Source organism: Pseudomonas sp. Sample_14, assembly GCF_004307515.1.
GTDB lineage: Bacteria > Pseudomonadota > Gammaproteobacteria > Pseudomonadales > Pseudomonadaceae > Aquipseudomonas > Aquipseudomonas atacamensis.
Window position 1 is genome coordinate 17,228 of record NZ_RCOC01000082.1, and the last position, 17,331, is coordinate 34,558.

11 protein-coding genes are annotated in these 17,331 nt (G+C 60.4%); 7 read left to right on the forward strand and 4 right to left on the reverse strand.

Annotation, left to right across the window (positions count from 1 at the left end; all coding sequences use genetic code 11):
* Window positions 1-418 precede the first annotated feature (418 nt).
* The 3 genes from putA to D8U61_RS19150 all read left to right on the forward strand — a co-directional run bounded on the left by putA (window position 419) and on the right by D8U61_RS19150 (window position 7,014).
* Window positions 419-4,372, forward strand: coding sequence for a trifunctional transcriptional regulator/proline dehydrogenase/L-glutamate gamma-semialdehyde dehydrogenase (gene putA / locus D8U61_RS19135; protein ID WP_123443991.1), 3,954 nt, complete (start codon window positions 419-421; stop codon window positions 4,370-4,372).
* Between the two features lie 259 nt (window positions 4,373-4,631).
* On the forward strand, window positions 4,632-6,434 hold the full coding sequence (locus D8U61_RS19145; RefSeq protein ID WP_130927470.1) for an acyl-CoA dehydrogenase: 1,803 nt from the start codon (window positions 4,632-4,634) through the stop codon (window positions 6,432-6,434).
* A gap of 259 nt (window positions 6,435-6,693) precedes the next feature.
* A complete protein-coding gene (locus D8U61_RS19150) occupies window positions 6,694-7,014 on the forward strand; it encodes a hypothetical protein (protein WP_125925738.1) in 321 nt (106 codons plus the stop codon).
* Window positions 7,015-7,067: 53 nt separating this feature from the next.
* On the opposite strand, the gene D8U61_RS19155 is transcribed toward D8U61_RS19150, so the two are convergent.
* Both D8U61_RS19155 and D8U61_RS19160 read right to left on the reverse strand, forming a co-directional pair.
* A complete protein-coding gene (locus D8U61_RS19155) occupies window positions 7,068-7,370 on the reverse strand; it encodes a cell division protein ZapA (protein WP_123443993.1) in 303 nt (100 codons plus the stop codon).
* The gene (locus tag D8U61_RS19160; protein WP_016772015.1) at window positions 7,367-7,597 is read right to left on the reverse strand and encodes a hypothetical protein; all 231 of its coding nucleotides are present in this window, start codon (window positions 7,595-7,597) and stop codon (window positions 7,367-7,369) included. The genes D8U61_RS19155 and D8U61_RS19160 overlap by 4 nt, the downstream gene beginning before the upstream one ends.
* A 277-nt stretch (window positions 7,598-7,874) precedes the next feature.
* On the opposite strand from D8U61_RS19160, the gene D8U61_RS19165 reads away from it, so the two are divergent.
* From D8U61_RS19165 to selO, 4 genes are all read left to right on the forward strand, one after another.
* On the forward strand, window positions 7,875-9,500 hold the full coding sequence (locus tag D8U61_RS19165; protein WP_130927471.1) for a methyl-accepting chemotaxis protein: 1,626 nt from the start codon (window positions 7,875-7,877) through the stop codon (window positions 9,498-9,500).
* Between the two features lie 294 nt (window positions 9,501-9,794).
* Window positions 9,795-11,537: a potassium/proton antiporter gene (locus D8U61_RS19170; protein WP_125925740.1), complete on the forward strand. Its 1,743-nt coding sequence runs from the start codon at window positions 9,795-9,797 to the stop codon at window positions 11,535-11,537.
* A 34-nt stretch (window positions 11,538-11,571) separates the two neighbouring features.
* Window positions 11,572-14,925: a mechanosensitive channel MscK gene (gene mscK / locus D8U61_RS19175; RefSeq protein ID WP_076565278.1), complete on the forward strand. Its 3,354-nt coding sequence runs from the start codon at window positions 11,572-11,574 to the stop codon at window positions 14,923-14,925.
* 48 nt (window positions 14,926-14,973) lie between these two features.
* Window positions 14,974-16,437, forward strand: a complete 1,464-nt coding sequence (selO, locus tag D8U61_RS19180; RefSeq protein ID WP_130902909.1) for a protein adenylyltransferase SelO — start codon at window positions 14,974-14,976, stop codon at window positions 16,435-16,437.
* Window positions 16,438-16,442: 5 nt separating this feature from the next.
* On the opposite strand, the gene D8U61_RS19185 is transcribed toward selO, so the two are convergent.
* Window positions 16,443-16,805 carry a type II toxin-antitoxin system PemK/MazF family toxin gene (locus D8U61_RS19185; protein ID WP_130887665.1) on the reverse strand — a complete coding sequence of 121 codons (363 nt, stop codon included), beginning with the start codon at window positions 16,803-16,805 and terminating at the stop codon, window positions 16,443-16,445.
* Window positions 16,805-17,074 (reverse strand): hypothetical protein, encoded by a 270-nt coding sequence (locus D8U61_RS19190; RefSeq protein WP_008077592.1) that lies wholly within the window; start codon window positions 17,072-17,074, stop codon window positions 16,805-16,807. Before D8U61_RS19190 ends, D8U61_RS19185 begins: the two co-directional genes overlap by 1 nt.
* Between the last annotated feature and the right edge of the window lie 257 nt (window positions 17,075-17,331).

The following is a 17,331-nucleotide window of genomic DNA, read 5'->3' on the forward strand; positions in this document are numbered from 1 at the left end:
TGAACCGCTCGCAAACGACGACGTTTGGCAGACGATCCGGGATCCCGCGCATTTAAGACTGATGTTTCCCCAGGAAAGCCATCAGCCGATGCACCGGGTTATTCCCGGTTGCACCTTGGCGGCGAATGCTATGCAACAAAGCAAATAAGGTGCAACCAGTTTCGCGAGAATTAGTTGCACCCAGCCGGATTAATCGACGATCGCCCCGTTTTTGCTCCCTTTTGTCGCAGTCATGGCTCTTTGCTAGAAGCAAAAGCACCAAGCAGGAGCAGCACTTTCGTACCAGAAAATATTTCCTGACGAGCTGCGTATTATTCCGGCAAAAAAAGGGTTGCACCCGGTTGCACCTCATTCAACGCACGGCTAATCTTGCGGCCAGCTGATGCCACGCAACTGTGGCAACCATGAGGATAAAAATATGGCTACCACCACCCTTGGGGTCAAACTCGATGACCCGACCCGCGAGCGCCTGAAGGCTGCCGCAACCTCGATTGATCGCACGCCGCACTGGCTGATCAAGCAGGCAATTTTCAATTACCTGGAAAAACTCGAGGGTGGTGCAACCCTGACCGAGTTGAACGGTTTGACCGCCAAAGACGCCGATGACGCAGGCGAAGTGCAGACCGATCACGCTCACCAATGCTTCCTCGAATTCGCTGAAAGCATCCTGCCGCAATCGGTTCTGCGTGCTTCGATCACCGCCGCCTACCGCCGCCCTGAGCCGGAAGTGGTGCCGATGCTGATCGAACAGGCGCGCCTGCCAGCACCGATGGCCGAAGCCACCAACAAGCTCGCGGCGACCATCGCCGAAAAACTGCGCAACCAGAAAAGTGCCGGCGGTCGTGCGGGCATTGTTCAGGGTCTGTTGCAGGAATTCTCCCTGTCGTCCCAGGAAGGCGTGGCGCTGATGTGCCTGGCCGAAGCGCTGCTGCGCATCCCGGACAAAGGCACCCGCGATGCGCTGATCCGCGACAAGATCAGCACCGGCAACTGGCATCCGCACCTGGGCAACAGCCCTTCGCTGTTCGTCAACGCTGCGACCTGGGGCCTGCTGCTGACTGGCAAACTGGTCTCCACCCACAACGAAGCCGGCCTGACCTCGTCGCTGAGCCGCATCATCGGCAAGAGCGGCGAGCCGATGATCCGCAAGGGCGTCGACATGGCCATGCGCCTGATGGGCGAGCAGTTCGTGACCGGCGAAACCATCGCCGAAGCGCTGGCCAATGCGAGCAAGTTCGAAGCCAAGGGCTTCCGTTACTCCTACGACATGCTCGGTGAAGCGGCACTCACCGAAGTCGACGCGCAGAAATACCTGGCGTCGTACGAACAGGCGATCCACTCGATCGGCAAAGCGTCACACGGCCGTGGGATTTATGAAGGCCCGGGCATTTCCATCAAGCTCTCGGCACTGCACCCGCGCTACAGCCGTGCGCAGTACGAGCGGGTGATGGACGAGCTGTACCCGCGCCTGCTGTCGCTGACCCTGCTGGCCAAGCAATACGACATCGGCCTGAACATCGACGCCGAAGAAGCCGACCGCCTCGAGCTGTCGCTGGACCTGCTTGAGCGCCTGTGCTTTGAGCCGCAGCTGACTGGCTGGAACGGTATCGGTTTCGTTATCCAGGCTTACCAGAAGCGTTGCCCGTACGTGATCGATTACGTGATCGATCTGGCTCGCCGCAGCCGTCATCGCCTGATGATCCGCCTGGTGAAAGGCGCGTACTGGGACAGCGAAATCAAACGCGCCCAGGTCGAGGGTCTGGAAGGCTATCCGGTCTACACCCGCAAGGTGTACACCGACGTTTCCTACATTGCTTGCGCACGCAAACTGCTGTCGGTGCCGGAAGTCATCTACCCGCAATTCGCCACGCACAACGCCCACACCCTGTCGGCGATCTACCACATCGCCGGTCAGAACTATTACCCGGGCCAGTACGAGTTCCAGTGCCTGCACGGCATGGGCGAACCGCTCTACGAACAGGTTGTAGGCAAGGTTTCCGAGGGCAAGCTGAACCGTCCGTGCCGCGTGTACGCACCGGTCGGCACCCACGAAACCCTGCTGGCTTACCTCGTACGTCGCTTGCTGGAAAACGGCGCGAACACTTCGTTCGTCAACCGCATCGCCGACCAGTCGATTTCGATTCAGGAACTGGTGGCCGATCCGGTGGCACAGATCGAGCAGATGGCCACCGTGGAAGGCGGTTTTGGCCTGCCGCACCCGCGCATTCCGCTGCCGCGTGACCTGTACGGTGCCGAGCGCGCCAACTCCAGCGGCATCGACATGGCTAACGAACATCGTCTGGCCTCGCTGTCCTGCGCCCTGCTCGCCACTGCACACAACGACTGGAAAGCCGCGCCGATGCTCGGTTGCGCCTCCAGCAACGAAACGCCGGTCGCGGTGCTGAACCCGTCCGATCACCGCGATGTGGTCGGTCACGTTCAAGAAGCTACCGTCGAAGACGTCGACAACGCCATTCAATGCGCGCTGAACGCCGCGCCGATCTGGCAGGCCACCCCGCCGGCCGAACGTGCGGCAATTCTGGAACGTGCCGCTGACTTGATGGAAGGCGAGATCCAGCCGCTGATGGGCCTGCTGGCTCGCGAAGCCGGCAAGACCTACGCCAACGCCATCGCCGAAGTCCGCGAAGCCGTCGACTTCCTGCGTTACTACGCAGTGCAGGCGCGCAACGATTTCAGCAACGACGCCCACCGCCCACTCGGTCCGGTGGTGTGCATCAGCCCGTGGAACTTCCCGCTGGCAATTTTCAGCGGCCAGGTCGCTGCGGCATTGGCCGCCGGTAACCCGGTACTGGCCAAACCGGCTGAGCAGACTCCGCTGGTAGCGGCTCAGGCTGTGCGCCTGATGCTCGAAGCCGGCATCCCGGAAGGCGTGCTGCAACTGCTGCCGGGCCGTGGTGAAACCGTCGGCGCCGGTCTGGTCGGTGACGAACGCGTCAAAGGCGTGATGTTCACCGGCTCCACCGAAGTCGCGCGCTTGCTGCAACGCAACATCGCCGGCCGTCTCGACAGCCAGGGCCGCCCGATTCCGCTGATCGCCGAAACCGGTGGCCAGAACGCGATGATCGTCGATTCCTCGGCCCTGACTGAACAAGTGGTGATCGACGTAGTGTCGTCGGCCTTCGACAGCGCCGGTCAGCGCTGCTCGGCACTGCGCGTGCTGTGCCTGCAGGAAGATTCCGCCGATCGCGTCATCGAAATGCTCAAAGGTGCCATGGCCGAAAGCCGTCTCGGCAACCCCGAGCGTCTGTCCGTGGACATCGGCCCGGTGATCGATGCCGAAGCCAAGGCCGGCATCGACAAACACATCCAAGGCATGCGCGACAAAGGTCGCAATGTTTACCAGGTTGCGATTGCCGACAGTGAAGAGGTCAAGCGCGGCACCTTCGTCATGCCGACCCTGATCGAGCTGGAAAGCTTCGACGAACTGCAACGCGAAATCTTCGGCCCGGTACTGCACGTGGTGCGCTACAAGCGCAAAGAGCTGGATCAACTGATCGGCCAGATCAACGCCTCCGGTTACGGCCTGACGCTGGGCGTGCACACGCGCATCGACGAGACCATCGCCAAGGTGATCGACAACGTCAACGCCGGTAACGTCTACGTCAACCGCAACATCGTCGGTGCCGTGGTCGGCGTGCAGCCATTTGGCGGCGAAGGCCTGTCGGGTACTGGCCCGAAAGCCGGTGGCCCGCTGTATCTGTACCGCCTGCTGTCGACGCGCCCTAGCGACGCAATCGAGCAATCCTTCGCTCGCGGTGATGCCATCGTCGCCCCGGACGTGCGCTTGCGCGATGCCATGAGCCAATCGTTGAACGCGCTGAAAGCCTGGGCCGACAACAACAAGTTTGCCGATCTGAGCACCCTGTGCGTGCAATACGCTGCGCAATCGCAGAGCGGCATCACCCGGGTGCTGGCTGGCCCGACCGGCGAGAAAAACAGCTACGCGATCCTGCCGCGCGAACACGTGCTGTGCCTGGCGGAAGTTGAAGGTGATCTGCTGACGCAACTGGCGGCGGTGCTGGCGGTGGGCGGTTCGGCGGTGTGGCCGGAAACCGAACTGACCAAGGCGCTATTCGCCCGCCTGCCGAAGGAAGTGCAGGCGCGGATCAAGCGCGTTGCCGACTGGAACAAGGACGAAGTGGTGTTCGATGCCGTGCTGCATCACGGCCACTCCGACCAGTTGCGCGGCGTCTGCCAGCAGATCGCCCAGCGTGGCGGTGCAATCGTTGGCGTTCAGGGCCTGTCCCAGGGCGAGACCAACATTGCCCTGGAGCGTCTGGTGATCGAGCGGGCATTGAGCGTCAACACCGCTGCGGCGGGGGGTAATGCCAGCTTGATGACGATCGGTTAAACCGCTGTAAATCCAGGCGACCGCAATGGTCGCCTGGTACGCAATACTCTGTGGGAGCGAGCCTGCTCGCGAAAACGGCGTTTCAGTCGACATCAATGTTGCCTGACCCTCCGCTTTCGCGAGCAGGCTCGCTCCCACAGTTGTTTTCGGCGCCTGTTAAGTCCGCGCGCGGCTCCAACATCACGCTTATCAATCATCCTGTTCAGTCTTTATCAGCACGCCTAGACTCGGCCCAACCCCAATTTCCAGGTAGGCCGCCATGTCCGAGACGCTGCTCAGTTCCCGCAATCTGGCTTTCGAGCTGTACGAAGTCCTCGATGCCGAGGGCCTGACCCGGCGCGAGCGCTTTGCCGAGCACAATCGCGAGACCTTCGACGCCGCCATCGGCACCGCGCGCAACATCGCCGAAAAGTATTTCGCCCCGCACAACCGCAAGGGCGATGAAAACGAGCCGCGCTATGAAGATGGCCAGGCCATTCTGATTCCCGAAGTGAAACCGGCGGTGGATGCCTTTCTCGAGGCCGGCTTCCTCAACGCCGCACGCAGCTTCGAGGCCGGCGGCATGCAATTGCCGACCCTGCTGTCGCAAGCCTGCTTCGCGCACTTTCAGTCTGCCAACGCAGCGTCGACCTCATACCCGTTCCTGACCATGGGCGCGGCCAACCTGATCGAGAGCTTCGGCAGCGAAGAGCAGAAACAGCGCTTCCTGCAACCGATGATCGACGGACGTTTCTTCGGCACCATGGCCCTGACCGAGCCCCATGCCGGTTCGTCACTGTCGGACATTCGTACCCGCGCCGAGCCTGCATCCGACGGCACCTATCGCCTGAAGGGCAACAAGATTTTCATTTCCGGTGGCGACCATCCGCTGTCGGAAAACATCGTGCACATGGTTCTGGCCAAACTGCCCGACGCCCCACCGGGGGTGAAAGGTATTTCGCTGTTTATCGTGCCGAAGTTTCTGGTCAACGACGACGGCAGCCTCGGCCAGCGCAACGACGTGCTGCTCGCCGGTTTGTTCCACAAGATGGGCTGGCGCGGCACCACATCGACGGCGCTGAACTTCGGCGATAACGGCGAGTGCGTCGGCTATCTGGTAGGCAAGCCACACCATGGCTTGAGCTACATGTTCCAGATGATGAACGAAGCGCGGATCGGCGTCGGCATGGGCGCGGTGATGCTCGGCTATGCCGGTTACCTGTATTCGCTGGAATATGCGCGTGAGCGGCCGCAGGGCCGGGTGCCGGACAGCAAGGATCCGACCACGGCGCCGGTGCCGATCATTCAGCACGCGGACGTCAGACGCATGTTGCTGACGCAGAAATCCTACGTCGAAGGTGCGTTTGACCTCGGCCTGTATGCCGCGCGTTTGTTCGATGACACCACCACGCTGGAAACCGAAGCCGAACGCAAACAGGCTCATGAGCTGTTGGACCTGCTGACGCCAATCGTCAAATCCTGGCCTTCGGAGTTCTGCCTCAAAGCCAACGAACTGGCGATCCAGATTCTTGGCGGCCACGGCTACACCCGTGAGTACCCGGTGGAGCAGTACTACCGTGACAACCGCTTGAATCCGATCCACGAAGGCACCCACGGCATCCAGTCGCTGGATCTGCTCGGGCGCAAGCTGGCGCAGAACGGTGGCGCCGGTCTCAAGCAGCTGATTCGATTGATCGCCAACACGGCCGAACGTGCCACTGCATACGATTCGTTGACCACCCTGCGCGAACCGCTGGAAAAACTCGTGGCCCGCTTGCAAACCGTGACCATCGGCCTGCTCACCGATCTGGCCCAAGGCAAGATCAACAGCAGCCTGGCGAACTCGGCGCTGTACCTGAAAGTGTTCGGTCACGCAGTGATCGGCTGGCGCTGGCTGGAGCAGGCGATCCGCGCCGAGGAAGGCCTGGCCAAAGGCAATTCGGCGGATGTCGACTTCTATAAGGGCAAGTTGCAGGCGGCACGGTATTTCCTGACATGGGAAGTGCCGGGTTGCCAGCATGAGCTGGACTTGCTGGAGGCGCGGGATGATACGTGTCTGGGGATGCGGGAGGAGTGGTTCTGATCTCGATCGTGCGTAGCGGCTTATTCCCTCTTCGCAGGCAAGTCCGTTCCCACAGGGGCTCTGGGCGTGATCCCGGTGCGAGTGGCTTGCCTGCGCAGGGACCTGATCACGCATCAGCTCAGCCTGATCATATCCAGTTGCTTTGCTGCACACCCACAAAACGCTTGTCCTGTCACCTGTAAAACCTGACAGGTTCCGCCGAAGCAATGGCCGCGTATCCTTGAACCTTCATATGGTAAACCACACAACGGATACGGATATGGACGAGCTAAAGTCGACAGAAAGCGAATCTCTTGACCTCATGCTGTTGCACATAAAAATCGGCGATACGCTACGACGAGGTCAAAACGACGCGGTAGTGACCGCAAAACACTTCGCCGCCAGCGATCCCGACTACAAAATTGAAGTGTCTTTGAAAGATGAAACGCTGGTGTCTGAGCAACCTGTCTCCCATGACGTTATGCTTTGGGCTGCCAGCAAGGACGAAACGTTTGATTTCAACGGACGCAAACGCACCATAACTGCAAAAAACATTTTCGAGTCTGGCGGTCGATATCGCTGCGAACTGGTCATCGCCTGAAGCGCCCCTGAACAGAGCGCTCCGTTGAGGGGCGACGAGATTCTGGCGACCCGTCAAACCTGATTGATGGTCTTGGCAATCGTCTCGACCGTGGCGCTGACTTGCTCTTGATAACGCTCGAGTTCTTCTTTGTGCTGCTTTTTCATTTCGATCTGCTGCGAGCACAGATTCATCGCCGCCAGCACCAGCAAACGGTCGCCGATCAGCGTCGGGTATTTGCGCTTGGTGTCTTCCAGCGTGGCCTTGAGCATCATCGCCGCGTCCAGCAGGGTCTGTTCTTCCCCGGCCGGTGCCTTGATCGAATAGTCCTCGCCAAGAATGGAGATGACTTTTACCCCTGCTGTGCCGTGGTTCATGCGCTGACAGGACCGGCATTGACGCGATCAACCAGCGCCTGGATGCGCGCGGCGGTGGCGCCGTGTTTTTCTTCCTGCTCCATCAGGTTCAGTTGCAGGTTTTCGTTTTCATCCTTGGCCTGGGCCAGTTCCGTGGACAGGGTCTGGTTGGTCTGCAGCAGGGTCTGGTTCTGTTGCACCAGGTCGCTGACGAGCTGTTCCAATTGGCTGAGGGATGCTTCCAACATTTTGATCTTCCAAGCGTTTTTCAAAGGGCGCGTACGATAAAGAAAAGTCACCACGGATGCCAGGGTTAAACCGGCGCAAGGCCTTGATTTTCCTGGCGGGCAAGCGTTCTCGCGAGTTTAAAAGACTGTGATTGGTCGATCTGGTTCCTGCACTTCGTCGCTCAAGCCTGTCTGCGACAAATACGCACACCACCTCAAGACTTTAGTCGTATGACCGATAAGTCACCCATACAGCAGTCTCAGCCCGCATGGATGCGGCCCTTTTCGGTATCCGCCCATGTCCCTTCGCAATATGAATATCGCCCCACGGGCGTTCACCGGTTTCGCCCTGATCGGCGGCCTGATGTTGATTCTCGGCGTGTTTGCGCTGAATCAGATGAGCAAGATCCGCGCGGCCGGCGAAGACATCGCCACCGCCAGCGTGCCATCGATCAAGGCCCTCGACGAATTCACCCAGCTGACCCTGCGCCTGCGCGTGCTCTCCTATCGTTTGCTGATCAACCGCGAACCCGACGTGCAGCAGAAAACCATCGAGCTGTTCGACATGCGCAACCGCCAGATCAGCGATGCGCAACGCGCCTATGAGCCACTGATCTCCAGCCCCGAGGAACGCGCGGCGTACGATCAGTACGTGCAGCTGCTGGCGCAGTACCGTCAGCTCGAAGAACGCATGAAAACCCTTTCGCGCAACAACCAGATCGCCGAGTTGCAACAGATGCTTAACAGCGATTTGCTGAGCAATTCGGAAGCAGTGAACACCGCGCTGGCGCGCTTGCTGGAGATCAACACCCAGCAGATTGCCGAGACTGATCAGGGCGCGAAGGATCAGTATTCGCTGTCGTTCGATCTGGTGGTGACCCTGCTGGTGATCGCCAGCGGCCTGACCCTGCTGTTCGCCTGGCTGCTGACCGTGAGCATTACCAAGCCGATTTCCAAGGCACTCGAGGCGGCGGAAACCATCGCCGAAGGCAACCTCACCCAGCCGATCCATGTCGATGGCGAAGATGAAGCCGGGCGCCTGCTGGCGGCGATGGCGAAGATGCAATCGAAGCTGCGCGACACCCTGCAGCGCATCTCCGGTTCGGCCACACAGCTTGCGTCTGCTGCGGAAGAGCTGAACAGCGTCACCGATGAAAGTGCTCGCGGCCTGACCCAGCAGAACAACGAAATCGAGCAGGCCGCCACTGCGGTCAATGAGATGACCAGCGCCGTCGAAGAAGTCGCGCGCAACGCGGTCAGCACTTCGGAAGCCTCGAAAAACGCCACCACCTCGGCGGGCGACGGTCGTGATCTGGTGCAGGAAACCGTCAGCGCCATCGAACGCATGAGCGCCGATGTGCAGAGCACCGCGTCGCTGATCGGCGACCTGGCCAATGAATCCCGCGACATCGGCAAGGTGCTCGACGTGATTCGTGGCCTCGCCGATCAGACCAACCTGCTGGCATTGAACGCAGCGATCGAAGCGGCGCGCGCCGGTGAGGCCGGTCGTGGTTTCGCCGTGGTGGCCGACGAAGTGCGCGCCCTGGCCCATCGCACCCAGCAGTCGACCAGCGAAATCGAGCGGATGATCGGCAGCATCCAGAGCGGCACCGAACACGCCGTGGATTCGATGCGCAACAGCACCGAGCGCGCCGAATCGACCTTGAACATCGCGCGCGGTGCCGGCCTGTCGCTGGACACCATCAACAGCGCTATCGTCGAAATCAACGAGCGCAACCTGGTCATCGCCAGCGCCGCCGAAGAGCAGGCGCAGGTAGCGCGGGAAGTCGATCGCAATCTGGTCAACATCCGCGATCTGTCGGTGCAGTCGGCGACCGGCGCCAATCAGACCAGCGCGGCGAGCAATGAGCTGTCGCGCTTGGCGCTGGATCTGAACAACATGGTTGGACGGTTCAGCCTGTAACACACCTCGCTGGAGCTTCCCCTGTGGTGAGGGGATTTATCCCTGTTGGGTGGCGAAGCCGCCCCAAAAGCAGCGTATGCGGTTCCCTTTAAGGATCCGCGTACAGCGGTTTTACGACGGCTGCGCCGCCGAACGGGGATGAATCCCCTCGCCACAGTCATCACTCGCCGCATTTTCAGGGTGATTCTGCAGAAAAGCTTTTTGACAGCATCACATTTCAACAGGTTAGAATCGCTGGCACGCAGACTGCATGGTCAGTTTGTGCCTCGTCTTTACGCTTCTGGAGTACTGCCTTTGAATGCGACGACCATCAACAGCCTGTTCTTGATCGGCGCGTTGCTGGTAGGCGCAAGCATTCTTGTCAGTTCTCTTTCTTCACGTCTCGGCATTCCGATTCTGGTCATCATTCTCGCGGTCGGCATGGCTGCCGGGGTCGATGGTGGCGGTATCATTTTCGATAACTACCCGACGGCCTATCTGGTCGGCAACCTCGCCCTGGCAGTGATCCTGCTCGACGGCGGCTTGCGTACGCGGGTGTCGAGTTTCCGCGTGGCCTTGTGGCCGGCGCTGTCGCTGGCCACGGTCGGGGTGTTGATTACCACCGGGCTGACCGGCATGGCCGCTGCGTGGCTGTTCGACCTCAATCTGATTCAGGGCCTGCTGATCGGCGCCATCGTCGGCTCGACCGACGCCGCTGCGGTGTTCTCGCTGCTCGGCGGTAAAGGCCTCAACGAACGAGTCAGCGCCAGTCTGGAAATCGAATCCGGCAGCAACGACCCGATGGCGGTGTTTCTCACCGTCACCCTGATCGACATGCTCGCCAGCGGCGAAACCGGCCTGCACTGGAGCCTGCTGACCCACTTGATCCGCGAGTTCGGCATCGGTGGCGTGATCGGTCTGGGCGGCGGCTGGGTGATGCTGCAACTGGTCAATCGCATCAATCTCGCCGCCGGGCTCTATCCGATCCTGATCATTGCTGGCGGTCTGGTGGTGTTCGCGCTGACCAACGCCTTGCATGGCAGCGGCTTCCTTGCTGTCTATCTGTGCGGTCTGGTGATCGGCAACCGCCCGGTGCGCAGCCGCCACGGCATTCTGCACATGCTCGACGGCATGGCCTGGCTGGCGCAGATCGGCATGTTCTTGGTGCTGGGCCTGCTGGTCACGCCCCACGATCTGCTGCCGATCGCCCTGCCCGCCCTCGGTCTGGCGCTGTGGATGATTCTTTTCGCGCGGCCGCTGTCGGTGATGGTCGGCCTGCTGCCGTTCAAGGCCTTCCACGGTCGTGAAAAAGCCTTTATTTCCTGGGTCGGCCTGCGCGGCGCGGTGCCGATCATTCTCGCGGTGTTCCCGCTGATGGCCGGGCTGCCGCAAGCGCAGTTGTATTTCAATCTGGCGTTCTTCATCGTGTTGGTGTCGCTGCTGGTGCAGGGCACGAGCCTGCCGTGGGTGGCCAAGCTGCTCAAGGTGACGGTGCCGCCGGAACCCGCGCCGATTTCCCGGGCGGCACTGGAAGTGCACGTCACGAGCGAGTGGGAGCTGTTCGTTTACAAGCTCGGCGCCGAGAAATGGTGCATCGGCTCGCCCCTGCGTGAGCTGAAAATGCCCGAAGGCACACGCATCGCGGCGCTGTTTCGTGGTCAGCAACTGCTCCATCCGTCGGGTAGTACGGTGCTGGAAGTCGATGATTTGCTGTGTGTTATTGGCCATGAATACAACTTGCCGGCCCTCGGCAAACTGTTCAGCCAGGCACCGCAACGCGGCCTCGATCTGCGTTTCTTCGGCGACTTCGTGCTCGAAGGAGACGCCCAGCTTAAAGCGGTTGCAGCGCTGTATGGCTTGCCGGCCGAAGGCATCGATCCGGACATGACCCTGGGTGCGTTCATTGCGCAAAAAGTCGGGGGTGCTCCCATCGTCGGCGACCAGGTGGAGTGGAACAACACCCACTGGACGGTGGCGGTCATGGACGGGAACAAGATCGGCAAAGTGGGCGTCAGATTCCCCGAAGGAAGTCGCCCGGGCCCCGGACTCTTCCTCTAAACTGCTCCCACTCTCACTTGCTTGACCGGTCTCTATGCCTACCCTGCGCTCCTTTTTCGCCGCGGCCCTGCTGGGCCTCAGTCTTGTCGTCGGCCCGCTGCATGCTGCCGAACCACCGTCCAGCGATGCCGTGCAGGCCAGCCTCGACAAGCTGGCCGACAGCAAACTGCCGGACGCCGACAAGAAGACCCTGCAGACCGTCCTGCAGAACACCCTCAATCAGCTGAACAACCAGCGTGATTACGAGCAGAAACTGATCGATCTCAAGCGTCAGTTGGCCAACGCGCCGAAGCAGACGATTGAAAACACCCGCGAACTGAGCCGCCTCAAGGCCACCGCGCCAGTGCCGGTCGCGCAGCGTTTTCCGAAGGAGTCGATTCAGCAACTGGAGCAGATCCTTACCGATCGCTCGACCCAGCAGAGCGATCTGCAAAAAGCCCTGGCCGAAGCCAACAGCCTGATCATCACCGCGCAGACTCGCCCCGAGCGCGCTCAGGCGGAGATTTCCGCCAGCCAGACGCGCATCCAGCAGATCAACACCATCCTCAAATCCGGCAAGGACACCGGCAAAACGGTCACCGCCGAACAGCGCGACCAGTTGAACGCCGAACTGGCCGCACTCAATGCGCTGATTCCGCTGCGCCGCCAGGAACTGGCCGGCAACACCCAGTTGCAGGATCTGGGCAATGCCCAGCACGACTTGCTTTCGGAGAAATCCGATCGCCTCGACCGCGAGATCCAGGAACTGCAAACCCTGATCAACCAGAAACGTCTGGCGCAGTCGCAGGAAACCGTTACTCAGCAATCGATCGAGGCGCAGAAGGCCGGCGGCAGCAGCCTGCTGGCGAGTGAGAGCGCGACCAATCTCAAGCTTTCCGACTATTTGCTCAAGAGCACCGACCGTCTCAACGAAGTCACGCAGCAGAACCTGCAGACCAAACAGCAACTCGACACCCTGACCCAGAGCGATTCGGCACTGGACGAGCAAATCAACGTGCTCAAGGGCAGCCTGCTGCTGTCGAAAATTCTCTACAAACAGAAGCAGGCGCTGCCGCACTTGAAGGTCGACCGCGACCTCGCCGACCAGATTGCCGATATTCGCCTGTATCAGTTCGATGTCAGCCAGCAGCGGGAGCTGCTGAGCAATCCGGCGACCTACGTCGACAATTTGCTGGCCACGCAGCCGCCGGAGCAGGTCACCCCGCAATTGCGCAAGAGCCTGCTCGATCTGGCCAACACCCGCGCTGATCTGCTCGAGCGGCTGAACCGCGAGTTGAGCGCGATGCTCAATGAATCGATCACCCTGCAGCTCAACCAGAAACAACTGCTGAGCACCGCGCAAAGCCTGCGCGCGACCCTCGACGAACAGATGTTCTGGATCCCCAGCAACAAACCGCTGGATGTGGAATGGATGCGCGGTGTGCCCGAGCGCCTGGAGCGGCAGGTCAATACCTTGCCCTGGGCGTCGAGCCTGAGCGAGCTGGCTGACGGCCTGACCCAGCGGCCATTGCTGTTCTTGCCTCTGGCGCTGCTGATTGGCGCCCTGTTGTGGCGACGCAAGGCCCTGTACGGACGACTCAACAAGGTTCACCAGGACATCGGCCACTTCAAGCGCGACAGCCAATGGCACACGCCGCAGGCGATTCTGATCAACATTCTGTTGGCAATGCCGGTGGCGCTGGGTCTGGCGCTGTGCGGTCTGGCCCTGCAGATCGACGCGCGCGGGCAGAACGCCAACATGGGCGCGGCGCTGTTGCAGATGGGCCAGGCCTGGCTGGTGTTCTACACCGCGTACCGGATTCTTGCGCCGGGTGGCGTGGCGGAATTGCACTTCCGCTGGGAAAAACCGCAGGTCGAGTTCCTTCAGGGCTGGGTGCGTCGATTGGGCCTTGTGGTCATGGCGCTGGTGGCCGTGGTGGCCGTCGCCGAATTGCAACCAGCGGCGCTGGCCGATGACGTGCTCGGCATGCCGGTGGTGCTGACCTGCTACGCCTTGATGGCGTGGCTGCTCAGTCGCCTGCTGATCAGCAGCCCGACGCACCAGAACGCTTCGCTGTTCCGCAAAGCCGTCGGAGTGATGTTCACCCTGCTGCCGATCGCCCTGTTTGTCGCGGTGTGCTTCGGCTACTACTACACCGCGCTGAAACTCAGCGACCGCTTGATCAACACCCTGTACCTGCTGATGTTCTGGCTGGTGATCGAGGCGACCTTCGTGCGTGGCTTGAGCGTTGCCGCGCGGCGTTTGGCTTATCAGCGCGCACTGGCCAAACGGCAGGCGGCAAAAGAGGCCGGCGACGGCGAAGCGGTGATCGAAGAGCCGACGCTGGACATTGAAAAGGTCAACGAGCAGTCCCTGCGCCTGATCCGTCTGGCCCTGCTCGGCGGTTTCATCGCGGCGCTGTACTGGGTCTGGTCGGACCTGATTTCGGTGTTCTCGTATCTGGACAACATCACCCTTTACGAATACACCAGCGGCACTGGCGCCAACATGAGCATGGTGCCGATCAGCATCGGCGACATGCTCGGCGCGCTGATCATCATCGGCATCACCTTCGCGCTGGCGCGCAACTTGCCCGGTCTGCTCGAAGTGTTCGTGCTGTCCAAGCTCAACCTGGCCCAGGGTAGCGCTTATGCGACAACGACGCTGCTGTCCTACGTGATTGCCGGCGTTGGTTTTGTCACCACCCTGTCGACCCTCGGCGTCAGTTGGGACAAGTTGCAATGGCTGGTGGCGGCGCTGTCAGTAGGCCTCGGTTTCGGTATGCAGGAGATCTTCGCCAACTTCATCTCCGGCATCATGATCCTCTTCGAACGCCCGGTGCGAATCGGCGACACCATCACCATCGGCAACCTCTCGGGCACGGTGAGCAAGATCCGCATCCGCGCCACGACCATCACCGACTTCGACCGCAAGGACATCATTGTCCCGAACAAGACGTTCATCACCGGGCAACTGATCAACTGGTCGCTGACCGACACCATCACCCGCGTCACGCTGAAACTGGGCGTCGATTACGGTTCGGATCTGGACCTGGTCAAGGAACTGCTGCTCAAAGCGGCCCGGGAGAACCCGCGTGTGCTCAAAGAACCTGAGCCACACGTGTACTTCCTCAACTTCGGCGAAAGCACCCTCGACCACGAACTGCGCATGCATGTGCGCGATCTCGGTGACCGCAACCCGGTGCTGGATGAGGTCAACCGCTTCATCAATCGCGAGTTCAAGAAGCAGCACATCAACATCTCGTTCCGGCAGATGGAGGTTTATCTGAAGAACCTGCACGGCCAGGAATACAAGATGGTGCCTGTGGAACCCGAGAACAAAACCATCGTGCCGATCGTCGACGGGCAGAAACCGTTGCCGGAACCGCCACCGAGCAAACTCGACTAACCGACATGGTCCCAGCAGAATGCTTGGACATTCTGCTGGAGCCGGCCCGTGAAAGCCCTCGACGAACTGACTTTCGACAACCGCTTTGCCCGCCTGGGCGACGCGTTCTCCGCGCACGTGCTGCCCGAACCGATCGACAATCCGCGTCTGGTGGTCGCCAGCCCGGCCGCTCTGGCCTTGCTTGATCTCGATGCGGCCAGCGCCGAAACCGAAGAATTCGCGCAGCTGTTCGGCGGCCACAAGCTGTGGGCCGACGCCGAGCCACGGGCGATGGTGTATTCCGGCCATCAGTTCGGCGGTTATACCCCGCAACTGGGTGACGGGCGCGGTCTGCTGCTGGGCGAGGTGTACAACAACGCCGGTGAACACTGGGACCTGCACCTCAAGGGCGCCGGGCAAACGCCGTTTTCGCGCATGGGCGATGGTCGCGCGGTGCTGCGCTCATCGATTCGCGAGTTTCTCGCTTCCGAAGCGCTGTACGCGCTGAACATTCCATCTTCGCGGGCCGCCTGCGTGATTGGCTCCGACACGCCGGTCTGGCGGGAAAAGCAGGAACGCGCGGCGATGGTGCTGCGTCTGGCGCCGAGCCATATCCGCTTCGGCCATTTCGAATACTTCTACTACACCAAGCGCCCCGAGCAGCAGAAACAGCTTGGCGAGCATGTGCTGGCGATGCACTTCCCCGAATGCCTGGAGCAACCGGAACCGTATCTGGCGATGTTTCGCGAAATCGTCGAACGCAACGCCGAGCTGATCGCCAAGTGGCAGGCTTATGGCTTCTGCCACGGCGTAATGAATACCGACAACATGTCGATCCTCGGCATCACCTTCGACTTCGGCCCGTTCGCCTTCCTCGACGATTTCGACGCAAATTTCATCTGCAATCACTCCGATGATCAGGGCCGCTACTCGTTCAGCAATCAGGTGCCGGTGGGCCAGTGGAACCTCAGCGCCCTCGCCCAGGCACTGACGCCGTTCATCAGCGTCGAGGCCCTGCGCGAAACCCTCGGCTTGTACCTGCCGCTGTTCCAGGCGCACTACCTCGACCTGATGCGCCGCCGCTTCGGCTTCACCACCGCCGAGGACGACGATCAGCAACTGCTGGAAAACCTGCTGCAACTGATGCAGAACAGCGGCGTCGACTACACGCTGTTCTTCCGCCGCCTCGGTGAAGAGTCAGCCGAACAGGCCATCGCCCGCCTGCGCGACGATTTTGTCGATATCAAAGGTTTCGATGCCTGGGGCGAACGCTACGTCGCCCGGGTCGGCCGCGACGGCAATGCCGATCAGGCACAACGCCGCGCACGGATGCATGCCGTCAATCCGCTGTACATCCTGCGCAATTATCTGGCGCAAAAGGCTATTGATGCGGCGGAACAAGGGGATTATGCCGAGGTACGCCGACTGCATGCGGTGCTGAGCAAACCGTTTGAGGAGCAGCCGGGGATGGAGGGTTACGCCGAGCGGCCACCGGAGTGGGGAAAGCATTTGGAGATCAGTTGTTCTTCGTAGGCGCTTCAGCTTAGCGGGTCGATTGCACTGATTACACGGTCGACGATGTCAGACATTGTCACGTCATCCAGTCGCTCGATGAATTTGGCCGTGCCGTCTCGTACCCGTTGTTCTATGTCAAAACTGCGAACCTGATTACACACCGCTACACCATTGGTTTCGTGGCCAGTAATGGCGACCGCCAAACCCATACTCCGGCTGAAATTCCCACCGCTAGTAACAGGCACCGTCATGCTCACGCCCAATGCGTTGATCTCTCTGGGCGTGATGACCACAAAGCGATGTCTGTTCATCATCTCCCGCCCCGCCACTGGGTTTGGATCAATCCAGTAAACGTCACCCCGCTGAGGGGGCTGGCGGCGCACCATCAACCCAGCTCCCGGCCGACAGAATCACCTTCAAGGGTCTCGCTAGTCTGGGCGTTAAGTTTCTGCAATTCTTCTGCGCCTTCGAGTAGCTCTGACAAACTATAACGCTTACGCGTAGCGGCTACGGCTGGACGAGCAATCAGTTCGCCATCGACCACATTCAGCTCTAGCTGTGCGCCAACCTCCAGATGCAACAACTTTAAAAGCGTGGGCGGAATCGTAATGACGGCAGCGCCGCCTTGGCGGCGTATCTTGGAAGTTACGGACATTATGTCGCTCCGATTTGATGCATAGGAATCATCGATTCCTGGATTAGTGCAACAAAAGTAGCACGCAGATAAAGACAAAGCGATCTCCTCACGACAAGCGTAAAACGCCGAATTGGTCTTCAGACCAGCCATCGATCCCGGAACGGTTTTGAGAAAAATGTGAGCAGTTGCGACATTGATAAGTTGGCAGATCGACTCCAAATCAGTTCTATAGACTGCCTATCAGAGAACCAATCATGACCACCCCACTCCTCATC